This is a genomic window from Williamsia sp. Y844, from assembly GCF_056786475.1.
The window spans coordinates 838,307-856,476 of the sequence record NZ_JBXCJB010000002.1 but is presented as its reverse complement, the minus strand read 5'-3'; the positions used below and the strand labels follow the sequence as shown (position 1 = coordinate 856,476).

Genomic DNA, 18,170 nt, shown 5'->3' with positions numbered 1-18,170 from the left:
CACGCGATTCCAACGCCAGACGCGGCTACTCCGCCTCGGGCGACAACTCCCGCAACAGAACAGCTTTGGCCGCGCGGACGTGCGCTTTCATCACCGATTCGGCCCAGAGCGCGTCACGATTGCGTAGGGCGGCGACGAGGTCACGGTGGTGCGCAAAGCTGCGCGACAGTTCTTCCGGGTCGTAACGCTGGAAGGTGCGCATCACCAGCGAGACCTGAATGACATTGCCCAACATCGTTGTCAATCGCGAGCTCGCCGCCGCGATCCGCACGATCGAGTGGAACTCGTCGTTGCACTGGGCGACCAACTCGACCCGCTCATCGGCGAGTGCGGAGTCCATCAGATCGCACAGCTCCGCCAACCGGTCCAGTTCGGTGGCACCGATCCGCTCAGCGGCCCGCGATGCGGCCATCGCCTCGAGCACCATTCGCAGGTCGTAGATCTCTTCGACGTCGTCTGCCGTCCAGTCGTAGACCCGGGCGCCGCGATGCGGCAAAACCTCGACCAAGCCTTCCATCTCGAGTTGTCGCAGAGCCTCCCGGACCGGCGTACGACTCGCGCCGGTCACATCCGCGAGTTCGACCTCCCCCAATCGCGCACCGGGAAGATATCTCCCGTCGAAGATTCCCTCCCGGATATGCGCGTACACCTTGTCGACCGCTCGGGTCACGTGGACCTCCCTCAATTGTTGTTCACAATCTAGGCGGAGTGTCATAGTTTGTCTTGTCTCCCGCCCCCGGCGACCAGGTTACGCGTCGAGCGTGTGCATACAACCTGGGCTACGTGCACTATGGACGGATGGAAACGGTGCAACTGGTCGAGGTCAGTCCCCGCGATGGCCTGCAGAACGAGAAGACGGTGTTGTCGGTCGACTCGAAGGTTGAACTGATCAACCGAAGTGTCGCGGCCGGAGTGAAACGTGTCGAAGCCGTGAGCTTTGTCAATCCGGCCAGGGTCCCCCAGATGGCCGGAGCCGAAGAGGTGATGGCCCAGGTGCCCCGGGTCGACGGGGTTTCGTACATCGGACTCGTCCTCAACCGCCGCGGTCTGGACCGCGCGCTGTCCACCGATGTCGACGAGGTCAATGTGGTGGTCGTCGCAACCGACGAGTTCAGCACGAGAAACCAGGGTTGCACTGTCGCCGAGGGTGTTTCGGCCTGGAATGACATTGCTGCCGCGGCGAAGGCAGCAGGCGTGCGCACAACTGTGACCATCGCCGCCGCGTTCGGTTGTCCATTTTCCGGCAACGTCGACCCCGCGTGGGTCACCGAGCTGATCGGCCGGGTCGCTGAGGCCGGACCGGACGAGATCGCACTCGCCGACACAATCGGTGTCGGGGTACCCGCCCAGGTTCGCAAACTCGCCGCAGGCGCTGCACGCAACGCACCGGATGTGGCGCTGCGCTGGCACTTTCACAACACCCGCAACACCGGATACGCCAATGCACTGACCGCGCTCGACCTCGGCGCCCAGGCGCTCGATGCGAGCATCGGCGGCTTCGGTGGGTGCCCATTCGCCCCGGCCGCCACCGGCAACATCGCGTCTGAAGACCTCATCTACGCACTCGACCGATCCGGTGTCACGACCGGCGTCAAGCTCGAAGCCCTGGCCGAAACGGCCGTCTGGCTGGGCGGACAACTCTCGAAGGATGTGCCAGGGCAACTCAGCCGGGCAGGCAATTTTCCGGCTCGCTGACCAGTGGCGGCCCGCCGGTCAGCGCCCAGACCAGTTCCGGATCGAATCCTCCAAGGAGAGTTCGGTCGGTGACACCGGCACCGGTACGGGCGTGCGGGAAAAGCGTGGTGCGGGCGCCGGCTGGACCACACCGTCGACCACGATGATGGCGTCCCGGTCGGCCATCTGTGGGTGCTCAGCAACCTCCCCGAAGGCCAGAACCGGTGTCACACAGGCATCGGTGCCGGCAAAAACCGTGGTCCACGCATCCCGGGGACGCGAGGCGAACACGTCCTCGAAAGTCTTGGCCAGTACCGGCCACTGCTCCTTGTCCCAGCGGTCCGGTAGGTCGGCCTCGGTCAGTCCGAGGCCGCGCACCAGTTGCGAATAGAAGGGCGGTTCAATCGATCCGACCGCCATGTAGCCGCCATCCGAGCATTCATACGTGCGATAGAACGGGGCCGATCCGTCCAGCAGGTTGGTGCCACGGTCATCGGACCATCGGCCTGCGGCCCGCCACGACCAGAGGAGCTGCGACAACAGGTTGGCGCCGTCCGCCATCGCGGCATCGACGACCTGCCCGCCGCCTCCGGTGCCTGCCCGGTCGCTGTCCCGATTCCACAGGGCACTGAGAACTCCGACCACCAGCAGCATCGATCCGCCGCCGAAGTCGGCAACCATACTCAACGGCGGCACGGGTGGGCCGTCGGCCGGACCCATCGCACCGAGGACACCGGTCAGTGCCAGATAGTTGATGTCGTGGCCCGCGGTCTGCGCCAGCGGTCCGGTTTGTCCCCAGCCGGTCATCCGGCCGTACACCAGTTGCGGGTTGCGTTCGTGACAGTCGTCCGGGCCCAGACCCAGACGTTCCATGACGCCCGGCCGGAAGCCTTCGAGCAACACGTCCGCAGAGGCGATCAGGTCGAGTACGTGGTTCCGGTCGATCTCATCCTTGAGGTCTGCGGTGACCAGTGCGCGGCCCCGCCACATCGCTCGATCCGCGTCGGCGACACCATCTGCTGCTGCCGCCTTGGCCCGGCGGTCCACGCGGACCACGTCGGCACCCAGATCGGCCAGGATCATCGCTGCGTGAGGTACCGGACCGATTCCGGCCATCTCGACCACTCGGATACCGGTCAGCGGCCCTGTCATCGGTCATTCCTTTCAGGCATGCCGCTCTGCAACACACCGTCGATCGCATAAGAGGTGTACGTATCGGCAAGGGCGCCGACGTCCTGACCGGCATGCAGCCACCAGCTGATCCCGTTCATCATGTCCAGGATCGCCACCGCCGCCTGTTGGGGATTGGCGGTATGGAACTCTCCGGCAGCAACACCGGCGGCGATCACGTCGCGCACCCGTCGCTGGTAGTACTTACGGATATCGGTGATCTCCGCCAGATGTTCGGGTGTGAGCGCTGTCTGCTCACGCAGACTCACCAGATGCTCGGTCTGATGCTCGGCCAGACTCCGGATATGCGCATGCATCAGGTTCGACAGGCGCTCCTTCGGAGTTCCCGCAGCGTCCAGGAGTGGCATGTGCAGGTCTTGAAGGTCGCGTGTCATGCGGAGCGCGATGGCGTACATGATCTCTTCTTTGCTGGAGAAGTGGTTGTACAGGCTCGCGCCACGGATACCCACCGCTTCGCCGATCTCCCGCATGCCAACCGTGTGATAGCCCTGCTTGGCAAAGAAATCCGCTGCCGCCGAGACGATCTCGGCGCGACGCCCCGCACCCCGCCCATTCGCCGCCGGCGCCTCCTGCGCCGTCACCGGGAACTCACCTCGGCATAGAGGCGACGAAGTTCGCGTTTGAGCACCTTCCCCTGAGGGTCGACCGGCAATTCGGTCAGTGCATGAATCTTCTTGGGGGTCTTGTAGCTTGCGATCGACTGCTTACAGTGCGCCATGAGCGAGTCGGCGTCGAGCGTCGACTCCTCGCGCAGGACGACAAAGCCGGTGACAACCTCGGACCAATAGTCGTCGGGCAAGCCGACCACTGCGGCGCGCACCACGTCGGGATGGCTCTGCAGGGCGCGCTCGACTTCTTGGGAAGACACGTTCATGCCACCGGTTTTTATCATGTCCTTGCTGCGGTCGAGGAAGAACAGGTTGCCGTCATCATCGCGTCGCACGATGTCGCCGGTGTGCACCCATCCGTCCCGGATGACCTGCGCCGTCCGTTCGGGGTCTTTGAAATACCCCGACATCACCGACGGCGAACGGCAGATCAGCTCACCGGTTTCCGCCGGATTCCCTTCGGCGTCGATGACTTCGACCTCCAGATGCGCAACCGGCTTTCCGATCCATGTGGGATCGGCGTCCGGGATGTCATCGAGTGTGTGGAACCATCCCACGCTGCCCAGCTGCGACAGCTCGGACTGGCCCCAGTACGTGCCCCAGGTGACGCCCGGCGCCGCATCCGCCCACGCCGTGATCGCATGCGGCGACACCTGACCGCCGTAGGTCATGCAGCGCTGCACAGTTCGCACGGTCTCCGGACCGAAATCTGAATGTGCGGACAGACCGATGTAGAAGGTCGGCGTCTGGGCCAGGACCGTGATCTTCTCGTCCCGGATCATCGACAACGACGCGCCCGCTGCGGTGGTCGCGGGCAGCACGAGGGTTGCACCCATCATCGTCAGTGTGGTCATCGATCCGATGCCTGCGATGGTGTGAAAAGGCATGACATACAGCCAGATGTCGTCCGGCTGCGTACGCAGACCCCAGCTCCATGCCGGACCGGTGGAGATCAGGTAGTTGCGGTGCGTGATCATGACGCCCTTGGGCGCCGCTTCGGTGCCGCTGGTGTAGACGATCATCGCCAGGTCGTGTTCATCGACCTCACAGTCCGGTTCGTCCGATGACGCTGCTGCCAGCAATGCGTCAAACGACTTCCATCCCGCGACGTCGGCTCCGCCGAACACCACGTGGTGACCGACCGGCGCGCTGTCCCGCACGTCGTCCACCACATGCGTGAACTCGGCGCCGACGAGGACCACCGACGGCTCCAGATGCGAAAGCTGCTGCGCGACTTCGGCCGTACCGAACATCACGTTGATACCGGAGTACGAGGCGCCTATCTTGAGCGCGCCGTAATACGCAACCACGGTGTCGACGTGGTTGCGTGCCATCACGGCAATACGATCGCCTCTGCCCACACCCATGCCGCGCAGCGTGTCGGCACAGCGGTTCGCCCGTTCGTTGAGCTCGGCGTAGGTGCAGACATGGCGATCACCGGCGACGTTGTAGCTGATGAATGCCGGCTTGCCACCCTGGGTCCGGGCGTGGCGGCGGAGCTGGTCACCGAGCGTGGCCCGGCCCAGTGGGCTCGAGGCAATCGTGTTCAAAGACATTGTTTTTCAATACTCCATGATCTGGCGAAGCCAATGCGCCGCAGCAAGCCGCGATGGTCACAGCAGTGCGGGGACGGAAAAATGATCGACTAAGCGAACATTGGCGTTTCGAAGGAATCGATCGAGACGATGTCCTCGACACGGCTCCGGGTGAGCTTGGTCGGGAACTTGCCGCTGGGGTAACCGACGGCGATGTGGGCAGCGGTGATGAAACCCTCGGGAATCCCGAGCAGTTCGCGGACCGCGGGCTCCTCGTGACACAGCAGCGTGGTCACCGCACTACCGACACCCTGGTCACGCAACGCCAGACACAGGTTCTGCACCGTCGGATAGATGGATGCTCCGCCGACCACGCTGATGCGGTCCAACTCGGCGTCGGTGGGATGGAGCCCGTCGATCTCGGCGCACACCACGATGAGCGCAGGCACCGTCGCGAGGTTGTGTGCGAACTCGTTGGCACTGCGAATCGTCTTGGGTACCGCACCGACGTCTTTGGTGCCGTCACTGATCGCGCTGTAGTAGGCCTCCCAGTACGGCAGGTACAGGTCTGCCAGCGCCTTCTTCTTGGCAGCATCGCGCACCACGATCCAGCGGACCGGCTGGCGATTGCCGCCCTGCGGTCCAAAGCGGGCAACTTCGAATGCGTCGTAGAAGACCTTCTCCGGAACCGGCGTATCCGCGTAGTGCCGACAGGTTCCGGTGGTGCGCATCGCCTCGGAAAGTTCCATCAAAATCTCCTTGTTACGGGATCGGTCCCGCCCGCGGCCCTGAGGCGACGGCGGATGACTGACCAGCTTCTACTTACCGCTGTTAGCGTGATTGCAGTCACAGCATCGCCAGTAGACCGCCGTTCTGTCAAGTCCCTCTTGCTCGCCCACGGCCAAGTGGCGGAATTCGTCCAAGCCCTTGCATTTTCTAGACTATCCGTGGTTAGTCTTGTGTCGTGAACCTTCAGCCACCCGCACCCGCGAACGGGATCGACTCCGCCCGGCTGGGTCAAGCAGTCAACGCAGCGAACATCCCCACACTCCTCGCCGTCCTCTATCAATTGACCGGCGATCGACAGTGGCTTTCCGCGCGCTACCAGCCGACCCGAAGCCGCGGCATGGACGACAACGCCACCGGTGGATTGTCCGACGACCTCCAGACCGAGGTCCGAGCCGCAACCGTCGACGCGGTCCTCGCCTGGGCCGGCGGCGCAGAGCCCGCACACCCCGTCCTCGACACCTCAGAACTCATGGAGGTCATGGAGTTCACCATGGGTGAGCCGGTGCCGCACGAGTTCGGCCCGATGATGGCCGAGGTGATGGGTTTCGACAACACGCCCGAACCTCACCCGACCCGCGCGGTTCCAGGAGATTTCTCGGTTGTGGTGATCGGCTCCGGTATCGCCGGCATGCTCGCCTCGGTCCGCCTGAGCAAGGCCGGTATCAGCCACGTGGTCCTCGAGAAGAACGACAACGTCGGCGGATCCTGGTGGGAGAACACCTATCCCGGCGCCGGGGTGGACACGCCGAGTTACCTGTACTCGTACTCGTTCTTCCGTCACCCGTGGTCGACACATTTCGGTAAACGCGATGAGGTCCAGCAGTATCTCGAAGACTTCGCCAAGACCTACAACCTGCGGACGAACATCCGTTTCGGCACCGAGGTCAGCAGCGTGGTCTACGACGAAGCCACACAGCGGTGGAACATCACCGCCCGCGACACCGACAAGAACCTGATCACACTCTCGTCCACTGCCGTGATCAGCGCGGTGGGTCTTCTCAACCGCCCGAAGATCCCGCCGCTACCCGGACTCGGCACATTCACCGGAGAGCTCTTCCATTCAGCGCAGTGGCCATCGGGAATCGACCTGCAGGGCAAGCGGGTTGCCATTGTCGGCGCCGGTGCCAGCGCCATGCAGATCGGACCCGCCATCGCCGGTTCGGTTGCCTCACTGACCATCTTCCAGCGTTCGCCGCAATGGATCGCCCCCAACGACGTGTACTTTTCGCAGGTCGGCGACGACGTTCATTGGCTGATGGACAATGTGCCGTACTACCACGAGTGGTACCGGGTGAGGCTGTCCTGGATCTTCAACGACAAGGTTCATCCGACCCTGACCGTCGACCCGGAGTGGACCGAGCCGAAGCTCTCGATCAACAAGACCAACCATGGACACCGCGCGTTCTACACGCGCTACCTCAGCGACGAACTCGAAGGTCGCCCAGACCTCATCGAGAAATGCCTGCCGGACTACCCGCCCTTCGGGAAGCGGATGCTTCTCGACAACGGCTGGTACCGGATGCTGAAACGCCCAGGCGTGGAACTCATCACCGAAGGCGTCGCGGAGATCACCGAGACCGGACTCAAGGACAGCGCCGGCCGGGAACACGAGTTCGACGTCATCATCATGGCCACCGGATTCCACACCGACCGTCTGCTCTACCCCATGGATGTGGTCGGGCGTTCCGGTGCCAGTACCCGTGAGGTGTGGGGTGAGCACGACGCCCGCGCATACCTCGGCGTCACCGTGCCCGACTTCCCGAACCTGTTCATCATGACCGGACCGAACACGGCCCTTGGCCATGGCGGCAGCTTCATCACCATGCTCGAGTGCCAGATCCGCTACATCATGGACGCGTTGACGCAGATGGTCGATACCGATCTCGGTGCCATCGAGCCTCGTCAAGACGTCCACGACGAGTACAACCAGTCGGTCGACGACGCCCACGCGTCGATGGTGTGGACCCACCCCGGCATGAGCAACTGGTACCGCAACGCCGACGGCCGCGTGGTTGCGGTCCTGCCGTGGCGAATCATCGACTACTGGACGATGACCCGCCACGCCGATCTGACGGAGTACGTGACAGAGCCTGCAAGGCGATAGACACAAGTTCGCCGGCGCCCATCAGGGCGCCGGCGAATCTGTTTACCGCACAGTCTTATTCCAGCTCCACCAGCAAGTCGCCGCCTTCAACCTGCGACACCGACGTGATGGCGACCCGTTTCACGGTGCCTCCGGTGGGCGCGGTGATCGCGGCTTCCATCTTCATGGCCTCGATCGATCCGATCGCTGCTCCGGCGGTCAGCTTTTCGCCTGGCTGCACCACAATCGTGACCACACCACCGAACGGTGCGGCGATGTGTTTCGGATTCCCGGTTTGCGCCTTCTCGGCCACCGCTTCGGTGACGTCGAGGCTGCGGTCACGGACCTGCACTGGGCGTAGTTGCCCGTTGAGGATGCACATGACCGTGCGCATCCCCCTCTTGTCCGGTTCGCTGATCGCCTCGAGACCGATGAGCAGTTCGACGCCGGGTTCGAGTTCGACGCGGTGCTCGTCGCCGTAGCGCAGGCCGTAGAAGAACTGGTTCGCCGACAATGTCGAGGTGTCGCCGTAGGCGACCTTGTGCTCTTCGTAGTCCTTGGTCGGACCCGGGAACAGCAAGCGGTTCAGAGTCTTTCGACGCGTCGCCGCATCCGGGTCCTGCAGATCGGCCGTGTCTTGATCCGACAACGCGACTTCGGGTTTGGGCTCGGCCCGCCCGGCCAACGCTCGGCTACGTAGGGGTTCGGGCCAGCCACCGGCCGGATCTCCGAGCTCTCCGCGCAGAAATCCGATCACCGATTCCGGGATGTCGTAGGAGGTGGGATCATCCGAGAATTCCTTGGCACTGACGCCCTGACCGACCAGGGTCAACGCCAGATCTCCGACCACCTTCGACGACGGGGTGACCTTGATCAGCCGACCCAACATGCGATCGGCGTCGGCGTAAGCGCCTTCGATCTGCTCGAACTGATCTCCCAAGCCCAGTGCGACAGCCTGCTGACGCAGATTCGACAGCTGCCCACCGGGAATCTCGTGGGTGTAGACCCGGCCGGTCGGTGACGGCAGCCCGGACTCGAACGGCGCGTACACCTTCCGCAGGGCTTCCCAATACGGCTCGATGTCACAGACGGCACCCAGATCCAGACCGGTGTCGTATTCGGTGTTCGCAGTCGCCGCCACGATCGCCGACAGGGCCGGCTGGCTTGTGGTCCCGGCCATCGACGCCGACGCACCGTCGACCGCATCCGCACCGGCCTGCCAGGCGGCGTAGTAGGTCGCCAACTGCCCACCCGGGGTGTCATGGGTGTGCACGTGGACCGGCAGATCGAAGTTGCTGCGCAGCGCGGTGACCAGCGCGGTGGCGGCCTGCGGACGCAACAACCCGGCCATGTCCTTGATCGCCAGGATGTGCGCACCCGCGTCGACGATCTGCTCGGCAAGCTTCAGATAGTAGTCAAGCGTGTACAACTTCTCGTTCGGATCAGACAGATCCCCGGTGTACGACATCGCGACCTCGGCGATCGTGGTACCGGTCTCGCGGACCGCGTCGATCGCAGGCCGCATCTGATCGACATTGTTCAGCGCGTCGAAGATCCGGAAGATGTCAATACCGGTCGAGGCCGCCTCGGCCACAAATGCTTTGGTGACCGTCTCGGGATACGGCGTGTAGCCGACGGTGTTGCGGCCACGCAGCAGCATCTGCAGGTTGATGTTCGGCATCGCTTCACGCAACTGCGCCAACCGATCCCACGGATCTTCCTTCAAGAACCGCAGCGCCACATCATAAGTCGCACCACCCCAGCACTCCACCGACAACAACTGCGGTGTCGCCGCGGCCACATACGGGGCCACCATGATCAATCCGGACGTCCGTACCCGCGTCGCGAGCAACGACTGATGGGCATCGCGGAAGGTCGTATCGGTGACCCCCAACGCCTTTGACGCCCGCAGATCGGCGGCAAAACCCTCCGGTCCCAGCTTCTGCAACCGTTGCCGCGAGCCGTCAGCCGGCGAGCCGATGTCGATGTCGGGGAGCTTGTCGCGCGGATAGACCGTGGCAGGCCGCTCACCATGAGGCTTGTTGACCGTCACATCAGCCAGATAATTCAGGATCCGGGTGCCGCGGTCGGCCGAGACCCGCGAGGTCATCAGTTGCGGACGCTGCTCGATGAACGAGGTGGTGACATTCCCGGCCCGAAAATCCGGATCATCCAGAACTGCCTGCAGGAAAGGAATATTCGTGGCCACACCGCGGATCCGGAACTCTGCCACCGCACGCCGGGCGCGGGCCACCGCCGTCTCGAAATCGCGACCGCGACACGTCAACTTCACCAGCATCGAATCGAAGTGCGCGCTGACCTCGGCGCCAAGGGTTGCGCCACCATCGAGCCGGATGCCCGCACCACCAGGTGTGCGGTATGCGGTGATCCGGCCGGTGTCGGGACGGAAACCGTTGGTCGGATCTTCGGTGGTGATCCGGCACTGCAACGCCGCACCGCGAATCTGAACGGTGTCCTGCGACAACCCGAGATCAGACAGCGTATCACCCGAGGCGATCCGGATCTGCGACTGCACCAGATCCACATCGGTGATCTCTTCGGTGACCGTGTGTTCGACCTGGATGCGCGGATTCATCTCGATGAACACGTGATTGCCGTTGCGGTCGAGCAAGAACTCGACCGTGCCCGCACACGAGTAGCCGATCTGCTTGGCAAACGCCACCGCGTCCGCGCACATCTTTTCGCGCAGCTCCTGCGGCAGGTTCGGTGCAGGCGCCAACTCGATCACCTTCTGATGGCGCCTCTGCACCGAACAGTCCCGTTCGAACAGATGCATCACGTTGCCGGCGCCATCGGCCAGGATCTGAACCTCGATATGACGTGGTTCGATCACCGCCTGCTCCAAGAACACCGACGCGTCGCCAAATGCCGACTTCGCCTCGCGCCCAGCAGCATCGATGGCCTCACGCAACTCGTCGATCGTCGCGACCCGGCGCATACCCCGGCCACCGCCACCGGCGATCGCCTTGACGAACACCGGGAACGTCATCGATTCGGCTGCGACCATCAACTCTTCGACATCATCCGATGCCTCCGACGACGCCAGCACCGGCAGACCCGCTTCGCGGGCAGCAGCGATTGCTCGCGCCTTGTTCCCGGTCAGCTCCAACACCGCGGCACTGGGCCCGATGAACGTGATCCCGGCAGCCTCACACGCCGCAGCCAGGTCGGGGTTCTCCGACAAGAAGCCGTATCCGGGATAGATCGCGTCCGCCCCGGCACGACGGGCCGCGGCGATGATCTCGTCCACCGATAGATACGCGCGCACCGGATGACCGGGTTCACCGATCTGGTAGGCCTCATCGGCCTTCAATCGATGAATCGAGTTGCGATCCTCATATGGGTACACCGCGACCGTGCCTGCGCCCAACTCATACGCCGCACGGAACGCACGAATCGCGATCTCTCCACGATTGGCCACCAGCACCTTACGAAACATCAACCCGCCTCCACCTTCATTCGCTCCGATCACTGCACCCACCGCGGGAACCGGACAGAACCCTGCATGAAAGAAACCCTACGACCCGACTACGTCCTCACAAATATTCAGGCCGTGACTGTGCGCTGTTCGTAACCGCGTTATTCACCGAGCGGACGGCTGAGTGCGGTGGATCCGGCCTGCTCAATGACGTGTGCCCTCCATCCGACCATTCGGCTCATCACAAAAATGGTCGTAAATGTTCCGATCGCAAATCCCATCAAGTGATACGCAAGTGATGGCTGCGCCGTAGCTATGTCTTCGAGCTCGGATCGCCGGCGAGGGCGTCGACGTCATCGACGTCCCGCGGGCCGTTATCCATCCGGTTCGCCACGTAGGTCACGCCCCAGAGCACCACTCCGAGCAGCAACATCACGCCCGCGATCTTGTACTGGATCATCTGCGAGTCGGTGCGAGCCCACGGACCGGCCAGGAAAAGGCACAGGATCGCACCCAGTACCGGAATCCAGACCGGTGCCCGGAAGAAGGTCTTGTCGTCAGCACGTTTGAGGACGAGGCAGCACACATTTACCACCGCGAACACGCAGAGCAACAGCAGCCCCGTGGTGCCCGCCAGGGCCGCGACAACATCGTTGCCCGACAACTGATTCACCACGATGATGAGTCCGAACGCGAGCAGGGTGGTGAAGATGATCGCGCTCCACGGCGACCGGCGGTTCGGCAGGACCCTGCCAAGACCTCGCGGAAGTACCCGCTGCTTGGACATTCCATAGATCAACCTGCTGGCCATGAGCATGTTGATGAGCGCAGTGTTGGCCACGGCAAAGACAGTGAGATACGGGAAGATCTCGTCGATCGGCACCGACGGTGCTCCGATCTCGACCACGTGAAGGAGGATGCCCTCGTCACCCGAGTCGTAGTCGAGCGGCAGTACCGCGATCACCGCGACAACGACAAAAACGTAGATCAGGCACGCTATCCCCAGTCCGGACAGCATCACCTTGGGAAAGATCTTCTGGGGTTCCTTGGTCTCTTCCACCATGTTCACCGAGTCCTCGAAACCCACCATCGCAAAGAACGCGATCGTGGTCGCGACGGTTACGGCCAGGAACCATCCCTTGTCGTTGGCGTCCTCGAACACCACCAGATTTCCGATGTCGCCCTCACCGGTTCCACGTCCGGCCGCCACGAAACCGATGACGATGACGATGACGAGGGCGAGGATTTCCACCGCGGTCAGGACCACGTTGAACCGTACGGACTCACCGACCCCTCGCAGGTTGACCAGGGCCAGAACGAGCATGAACCCGAGTGCCACCGCCAATTGCGCACCCTCACCGGTGGGTACATCGAACCAACCCAATCCGTCGGCACTACTGAATGATTCATGCAGGCCCGCGAGTAGATTGCCTGCGACGACGTTGGACGAGGTGGACGCACTCGTGATACCCGAACACACCACCGCAAATGCCACGAGGAAGGTGACGAAGTGGATACCGAAGGCTTTCTGCGTATATAACGCCGCACCCGCACATCGCGGGAACTTGGTCACCAGCTCCAGGTACGAGAATGCAGTCAAGGTGGCGACCGCGAACGCCAGGATGAAGGGTAGCCACGCCATCCCGCCGACGTTATCGATCATCTGACCGGTGACCGCGTACACCCCCGCCCCGAGGATGTCACCGACGATGAACAGGAGCAGCAGGCCCGGCCCCATCACCCGCTTCAGTTCGGGTTCAGATTTGGAGGCGGGATCAACTGTGGTTTCTGTCATTTCAGACCCTCCGGTCCCCAGGCGCCGCCAACCGGCCGCAACCGTTGTATCCGACGGAAATGATGATATTCCTCACCCAGCCCCAGACAGGTCGTTGTCATTTCTTTGTAACCCGCTCGTCGTACGGTGACGCCATGAGCACTGTGATCGAGAATGCCTACATTGTCACCATGGATGCCGGGCGCCGGGAGTTGCGCTCCGGCTCCGTGGTTTTTGACGGCAATACGATCACCTCGGTCATCGACGGCCGCGTCGACCCACAGATCGCAGCTGTATCCGAGGTGATCGACGGCACCGGATGCGTCCTGACACCGGGCCTGATCAACACACACCATCATCTGTACCAGTGGATCACCCGCGGCCTCGCCGCCGATCACACACTTTTCCAATGGCTCACCACGCTGTATCCGGTGTGGGCGGGTATCGATGAAGAGAGTGTCCACGTCGCCGCCATGGGCGCCTTGGGCCGGCTCGCGCTGACAGGGTGCACAACCAGCACCGATCATCATTACGTCTTCCCCAAAGAGGGCGGCGACCTGTTGGCCGCCGAAATACTCGCCGCACAATCGGTGGGCCTACGCTTTCACCCCACCCGCGGATCGATGGATCTGAGCGAGAAGGACGGCGGACTACCGCCCGACAGTGTGGTCGAGACGATCGATCAGATCCTCACCGCGAGCTCTGATGCGATCGACCGCTGGCATGACCCGTCGCCCGATGCGATGGTCAAGATCGCCCTTGCCCCCTGCTCCCCTTTCTCGGTGACCGCGGACCTTTTGCGCGCCTCGGCTGAGCTGGCCCGCGAAAAGAACGTGCGACTGCACACCCACCTCGCCGAGACCGTCGACGAATCCGACTACACCGCGGAGCATTTCGGCTGTACCCCACTGGAGTACATGGAGAGTGTCGGCTGGCTCGGGGACGACGTCTGGTTTGCGCACGGCGTTCACTTCGACGACAAGGCGATCTCCACACTCGCCGCAACCGGCAGCGGCGTTGCCCACTGCCCCACCTCCAATGGCCGATTAGGAGCCGGAATCGCCCGCACCCGCGACCTGATCGCGGCAGGCGTACCCGTCGGTCTTGGCGTGGACGGTGCAGCCTCCAACGAATCGAGCCGCCTGCTCGAAGAAGCCCACCAGGCAGTGTTGATGGCCCGCGCCATCGGCGGTCCCACCGCTCTGACCACCAGGGAAGCTCTCGAGTTGGCAACCCTGGGCGGGGCCCGCGTTCTCGGATATCAGGGCACGCTGGGGTCCATCGAACCCGGCAAACTCGCCGACCTGGTGCTGTGGCGGCTGGACGGCCTTGGTCACAGCGGCATCGAAGATCCGGTGGCAGCACTGGTGCTCGGCGACGTCCCGCCCATCGAACGACTATGGGTCAACGGGAAAACGGTTGTCAGCGGCGGGGAGCTGACCACCATCGACGCCGAACACACCGCACGCAAAGTCGCGGCAGCACATACCGCATTGATCGCCAAGGCAGGCTGATGGATCTCCACACGATAGAAAGCATCGAAACACCACGCACCCGCGCCGATCTGGCAGGGCTGAGCGCCACCGACGGGCTGATGTCCGGCGGCACCTGGTTGATGAGTGAACCGCAGATGCACCTGCGCCGACTGATCGACCTGCGCGGTCTCGACTGGCCCGACCTCACCATCACCGACGACGGACTCGAGATTGCCGCCACCTGCACGATCGAGACACTCAACTCGGCGCACTACCCAGCCGAATGGGTTGCCACCGCCCTCTTTCCCGCCGCCGCCCGCGCACTGCTGGCATCGTTCAAGATCTGGAAGAACGCCAGCGTGGGCGGCAACCTCTGCCTCGGATTCCCCGCAGGCGCAATGATTTCGATGACCTCTGCGCTCGACGCCCGACTTCTGGTGTGGAAAGCAGACGGCAGTGACCGGATCTACACGGTGCCGCAATTCGTCGTCGCACAGAACGAGACCATTCTCCAACCCGGAGACGTGCTGCGCTCCATCATGATTCCGGCTTCCGCACTGACCCAGCCCACCGCGCTGCGCAAAATGGCCATGTCGCCGCTGGGCCGCTCCGGTGTGGTGGTCATCGGACGCAACCGACCGGCAGGCGCATTGATCTCGGTGACGGCCGCGACCCGCGTCCCCTATGTGATCGCGACGGAATCGATGGAACCCGATGAGGTTGCGGCCCATGTCGATTCGGCGATACCCCTGCAGGCGTACTATTCCGATCCACACGGCGCGGCCGACTGGCGCCGTCACGTCACCGGTGTTCTGATCCGGGACGTTGTTGCCGAGCTCGCCGGTTCGTGAAGGGCAAAGACATATGAAGATCAACGGGAAACCTGTCGATGGCCGCCCTGCACCCGGTCAGTGCCTGCGCACGTTCATTCGCGACCAGGGTGAGGACAGTGTCAAAAAGGGTTGCGACGCCGGCGACTGTGGTGCCTGTTCGGTTCTGATCGACGGTGAGCCGCATCATTCGTGCCTGATCCCCGCGTTCCGGGTGGCCGATGCCGAGATCACCACCGTAGCCGGGCTCGGCACCCCCGACAACCTGCATCCGCTGCAGCAGCGATTTGTCGACGCGGCCGGCTTCCAGTGTGGCTTCTGCACTGCCGGGATGGTGGTCACCGTCAGCGCGCTCGACCAGGCTCAGCGAGACGATCTTCCGCAGAGCCTGAAGGGAAACCTGTGCCGCTGCACCGGCTATCGTTCCATCTGCGATGCCATCAACGGAGTCGTGGGGGTTGAGAAAGTCTCCGCAGGCGATCCGGGGCCCTCGGTGGGACGGTCGATCCCGGCACCGGCCGCGGCGCGCATCGTCACCGGCACCGAGCCGTACACGATGGACCGGCTTCCCAGCGATCTCGGACACATCGCCGTCGTCGGTAGCCCGCATCCGCATGCCCGGATCGTGTCGATCGACACCACCGCGGCGCAGCAGTTGCCCGGAGTGCGCGCGGTATTGACGCACCGGGACGATCCCGGAGTGCCCTTTTCGACGGCCCGCCACGAGAATCGTCTCGACAACCCCGACGACACCTACGTTTTCGACACGACCCTTCGTTTCGTGGGGCAGCGGGTCGCCGCCGTTGTCGCCGATTCGATGACCATCGCCCGCCGGGCCGGAGAGCTGATCGCCGTCGAATACGAAGTGCTGCCCGCCAACTTCGATCCGGCTCTTGCCACCGAACCCGGCACGCCCTTGGTCCACGGCGACAAGAGCACCGATGCCCGCATCGCTGATCCGCAGCGCAACCTCGTTGTCGAATTCGGGGGCACCACAGGCGATGTGGAGGCCGGTATCGAAGCGGCCCGGGCCGCCGGCGGAACCGTGGTCTCCGGACGCTGGCAGACCGCGCGGATCCAGCACACACATCTCGAGACCCACGGCGCCGTCGGTTGGCGGGATGATGACGGCCGCTTCGTCATTCGTTCGAGCACGCAGGTCCCGTTCCTGACCCGCGACGGGCTGTGCCACATCTTCGGCCTGTCCGTCGACGACGTCCGGGTCTACACGTCTCGGGTCGGTGGCGGCTTCGGAGGTAAGCAGGAACTCCTGACCGAGGACCTCGTGGTGCTGGCGATGATCAAGACCGGCCGCCCGGCGGTCTACGAGTTCACCCGGACCGATCAGTTCACCATCGCGACGTGCCGTCACCCGATGCGCGTCGACGTGACCGCGGCTGCCGGCGCCGACGGTGTACTCACCGCACTCTCGGTCTCGGTGCTGTCAGATGCCGGCGCGTACGGCAATCACAGCGGCCCCGTGTTGTTTCATTCATGTAGTGAATCCGTCGCCCTGTATCGGTGCGCGAACAAGCACGTCGACGCACGTGCGGTGTACACCAACAACATTCCGTCGGGAGCATTCCGCGGCTACGGACTCGGCCAGGTCGCGTTCGGGATCGAGGGTGCGATCGACGAATTGGCCGCGCAGCTCGGCATCGATCCGTTCGAGATGCGCCGGATCAACACCACCGTCCCGGGTGATCCGTTTGTGACCTGGGAAGTCGAAGACGACGACCTCGAGTTCGGCAGCTACGGCCTCGACCAGTGCCTGGATCTGGCTCAGCAGGCACTGCAGTCGGCTCGCACCGATCCCACGCGCAACGGCGAAGCGCTTGCCGACCAGCCGCATTGGCGGGTAGGTGAAGGCATGGCCTCCACGATGATCGCGACGAATCCGCCGCGCGGCCACTATGCCGATGCCAGGATGACACTGACCCCTGACGGTGTTTTCGTGGCGGCTGTGGGTACCGCCGAGTTCGGCAACGGAACCACCACCGTTCTCACCCAGATAGCCGCGTCGGCACTGGGCTGCGCGCCGACCCAGATCGTCATCCGCCAGTCCGACACGGACGTCATTGGTTACGACACCGGCGCATTCGGCTCAGCAGGCACGGTCGTCGCAGGCAAGGCGCTGAGCCTGGCCGCGGACGAACTCCGCCGGAAGATTCTCCAGATCGCGGCAACCGAACTCGGGGCAGATCAATCCGAATGTGTTCTGGGCCCCCAGGGCGTACAAGCCGGAGCAGCCTTCGTCGACCTTGCCGGTATCGCCGCAGCCGCCGGTGGACCACTCGAATGCGAAGGCACCCACAATGGCAGCCCGCGGTCGGTGGCCTACAACGTGCATGCCTTCCGGGTCGCGGTCAACACCGCGACCGGCGAGGTCCGCATCCTGCAGTCGCTGCAGGCCGCCGACGCCGGTGTGGTGATGAACCCCGGGCAGTGTCGCGGACAGATCGAAGGCGGTGCGGCACAGGCCATCGGCACGGCGCTGTACGAGGAGATGATCATCGACGAGGGTCATGTGATCACGCAGGTGCTGCGGAACTATCACATCCCGGCGCTGGCCGATGTGCCCCGCACCGAGGTGTACTTCGCCGACACCTACGACACCATCGGCCCACTAGGTGCGAAGTCGATGAGCGAGGCGCCATACAACCCGGTTGCGCCTGCCTTGGAAAGCGCCATCCGCAACGCGATCGGCGTCCGGATCCACGAGTTGCCGATGAACCCGCCAAGGGTCTGGCGAGCCCTCACCCCCTGACCTCA

At 63.7% G+C, this 18,170-nt stretch carries 12 protein-coding genes and 1 pseudogene; 5 read left to right on the top strand and 8 right to left on the bottom strand.

Features of this window, described 5'->3' with window-relative positions:
* Window positions 1-25 precede the first annotated feature (25 nt).
* Window positions 26-670: a GntR family transcriptional regulator gene (locus tag AC1TQG_RS16235; RefSeq protein WP_482138535.1), complete on the bottom strand. Its 645-nt coding sequence runs from the start codon at window positions 668-670 to the stop codon at window positions 26-28.
* A gap of 128 nt (window positions 671-798) precedes the next feature.
* On the opposite strand from AC1TQG_RS16235, the gene AC1TQG_RS16230 reads away from it, so the two are divergent.
* A complete protein-coding gene (locus AC1TQG_RS16230) occupies window positions 799-1,695 on the top strand; it encodes a hydroxymethylglutaryl-CoA lyase (RefSeq protein WP_482138533.1) in 897 nt (298 codons plus the stop codon).
* A gap of 18 nt (window positions 1,696-1,713) precedes the next feature.
* Here AC1TQG_RS16230 and AC1TQG_RS16225 read toward each other — a convergent pair whose 3' ends face one another.
* From AC1TQG_RS16225 to AC1TQG_RS16210, 4 genes are all read right to left on the bottom strand, one after another.
* On the bottom strand, window positions 1,714-2,826 hold the full coding sequence (locus AC1TQG_RS16225) for a CaiB/BaiF CoA transferase family protein (RefSeq protein WP_482138531.1): 1,113 nt from the start codon (window positions 2,824-2,826) through the stop codon (window positions 1,714-1,716).
* On the bottom strand, window positions 2,823-3,446 hold the full coding sequence (locus tag AC1TQG_RS16220) for a TetR/AcrR family transcriptional regulator (protein ID WP_482138529.1): 624 nt from the start codon (window positions 3,444-3,446) through the stop codon (window positions 2,823-2,825). The genes AC1TQG_RS16225 and AC1TQG_RS16220 overlap by 4 nt, the downstream gene beginning before the upstream one ends.
* A complete protein-coding gene (locus tag AC1TQG_RS16215) occupies window positions 3,443-5,029 on the bottom strand; it encodes a class I adenylate-forming enzyme family protein (protein ID WP_482138528.1) in 1,587 nt (528 codons plus the stop codon). Before AC1TQG_RS16215 ends, AC1TQG_RS16220 begins: the two co-directional genes overlap by 4 nt.
* An 89-nt stretch (window positions 5,030-5,118) precedes the next feature.
* Entirely contained in the window at window positions 5,119-5,757 is a 639-nt protein-coding gene (locus AC1TQG_RS16210) for a nitroreductase family protein (protein ID WP_482138526.1), read from the bottom strand.
* A 215-nt stretch (window positions 5,758-5,972) separates the two neighbouring features.
* Here AC1TQG_RS16210 and AC1TQG_RS16205 point away from each other — a divergent pair, with 215 nt between their 5' ends.
* Window positions 5,973-7,901, top strand: coding sequence for a flavin-containing monooxygenase (locus tag AC1TQG_RS16205; protein WP_482138524.1), 1,929 nt, complete (start codon window positions 5,973-5,975; stop codon window positions 7,899-7,901).
* A 55-nt stretch (window positions 7,902-7,956) separates the two neighbouring features.
* On the opposite strand, the gene AC1TQG_RS16200 is transcribed toward AC1TQG_RS16205, so the two are convergent.
* From AC1TQG_RS16200 to AC1TQG_RS16190, 3 genes and pseudogenes are all read right to left on the bottom strand, one after another.
* Window positions 7,957-11,340 (bottom strand): pyruvate carboxylase, encoded by a 3,384-nt coding sequence (locus AC1TQG_RS16200; RefSeq protein WP_482138523.1) that lies wholly within the window; start codon window positions 11,338-11,340, stop codon window positions 7,957-7,959.
* 140 nt (window positions 11,341-11,480) lie between these two features.
* Window positions 11,481-11,612: pseudogene (locus AC1TQG_RS16195) on the bottom strand (citrate/2-methylcitrate synthase); the annotation flags it as partial.
* Window positions 11,613-11,632: 20 nt separating this feature from the next.
* On the bottom strand, window positions 11,633-13,114 hold the full coding sequence (locus AC1TQG_RS16190) for an APC family permease (RefSeq protein ID WP_482138521.1): 1,482 nt from the start codon (window positions 13,112-13,114) through the stop codon (window positions 11,633-11,635).
* 134 nt (window positions 13,115-13,248) lie between these two features.
* Here AC1TQG_RS16190 and AC1TQG_RS16185 point away from each other — a divergent pair, with 134 nt between their 5' ends.
* From AC1TQG_RS16185 to AC1TQG_RS16175, 3 genes are read left to right on the top strand one after another with little or no spacing between them, the layout of a single operon-like run.
* Window positions 13,249-14,607 (top strand): 8-oxoguanine deaminase, encoded by a 1,359-nt coding sequence (locus AC1TQG_RS16185; protein ID WP_482138519.1) that lies wholly within the window; start codon window positions 13,249-13,251, stop codon window positions 14,605-14,607.
* Window positions 14,607-15,419: an FAD binding domain-containing protein gene (locus tag AC1TQG_RS16180; protein ID WP_482138517.1), complete on the top strand. Its 813-nt coding sequence runs from the start codon at window positions 14,607-14,609 to the stop codon at window positions 15,417-15,419. Before AC1TQG_RS16185 ends, AC1TQG_RS16180 begins: the two co-directional genes overlap by 1 nt.
* A gap of 13 nt (window positions 15,420-15,432) precedes the next feature.
* The gene (locus AC1TQG_RS16175; protein ID WP_482138516.1) at window positions 15,433-18,165 is read left to right on the top strand and encodes a molybdopterin-dependent oxidoreductase; all 2,733 of its coding nucleotides are present in this window, start codon (window positions 15,433-15,435) and stop codon (window positions 18,163-18,165) included.
* Window positions 18,166-18,170: the final 5 nt, after the last annotated feature.